Annotated in this window: 2 protein-coding genes; one reads left to right on the top strand and one right to left on the bottom strand. The window is 71.7% G+C overall.

The genetic code is table 11. From position 1 onward, the window contains the following. The coding region (locus BZY54_RS46320; RefSeq protein WP_279634771.1) for a glycosyltransferase at positions 1-512 on the bottom strand (512 nt) is incomplete at its 3' end. 260 nt (positions 513-772) lie between these two features. Between BZY54_RS46320 and BZY54_RS46315 the strand changes: the two genes are divergently transcribed. Further along, positions 773-1,063 (top strand): FAD synthase family protein (locus BZY54_RS46315; RefSeq protein ID WP_086731336.1); only part of this gene is annotated, 291 nt, incomplete at its 3' end.

The following is a 1,063-nucleotide window of genomic DNA, read 5'->3' as shown; positions in this document are numbered from 1 at the left end:
ACGCCGACGAGGGCGGCCCGGCCGAGCGCGTACCGCTCCGCGCGGGCGGCCACGGCGGCGGCCCTGTCGCCGCCGCTGATGCCGCTCTGCGCGGCCGCCGCGCCCATGAGGTCCTGCACGACGGGCACGAACGGCACACGGTGGCGGCGTGCGATGCGGGCCGCGGCCACCGCGCCGGCCAGGCTCGGCATCTGGGCCACGACCGCGTGCGGACGCGGCATGCGGGGCGGCGCGGCGAGTTGGTGGGCGAGCAGCGAGGCCTCGAACAGGGCACGGCGCACGGCGGTCTGCCGGGCGGGCACGGTGTGTCTTCGACGGTGCACGGTGACCCCGCCGCGCGACTCGGTGGTCCGCCAGACGCCCGCGTACGCGGGGTCGAGCCGCCAGGACGGGTAGTGCGGCATGCCCGCCAGGACGTGCGTGTCGGCGCCTCGGGCCGCCCAGTGTTCGGCCAGCTGGGTGGCGTAGGGGCCGATGCCCGTGTGCTCGGGCGCGTAGTTGGTGGAGACCAGCAGCAGGCAACGGCCCGCGAGGGCACGCCGCTTGTCCCGCTCTTCTCCGGAACGACCCGACTCGAACCCGGTCAACACCGGTCCCCTTCCCCCCAGAAGTGATCCTCGCCCAACCTTATCCGTTCACCGGATCTCCAGGCGGGCTTCACAGTAAGGTCGACGGACCGTCAATCGTCATCGGCGGTGGGCGTTTGCCACGGCGTCGCCGTGACGTTCACCCGTGACGTGCACTCGGGACGTTCACCGTGGGGGGAGAACGCATGGTCCATCGTGTCGGTTATGCACCCGGTGTCTACGACCTTTTCCACATCGGCCACCTGAACATCCTGCGTCATGCGCGCAGCCAGTGCGAGTACCTCGTCGCAGGCGTCGTGTCGGACGAGATGGCCGAGCTCGCCAAGGGGCGCAGGCCCGTGGTCCCGCTGCCGGAGCGGCTGGAGATCGTGCGCAGCGTCCGGCACGTGGACGCGGCGTTCGTGGAGACGGTGCCGGACAAGCTGGAGACCTGGAAGCAGGTCCGCTTCGACGTGATCTTCAAGGGCGACGACTGG

This window comes from Streptomyces carpinensis (genome assembly GCF_002154505.1).
Classification (GTDB): domain Bacteria; phylum Actinomycetota; class Actinomycetes; order Streptomycetales; family Streptomycetaceae; genus Streptomyces; species Streptomyces carpinensis.
This window is presented reverse-complemented; position numbering and strand designations above follow the sequence as displayed.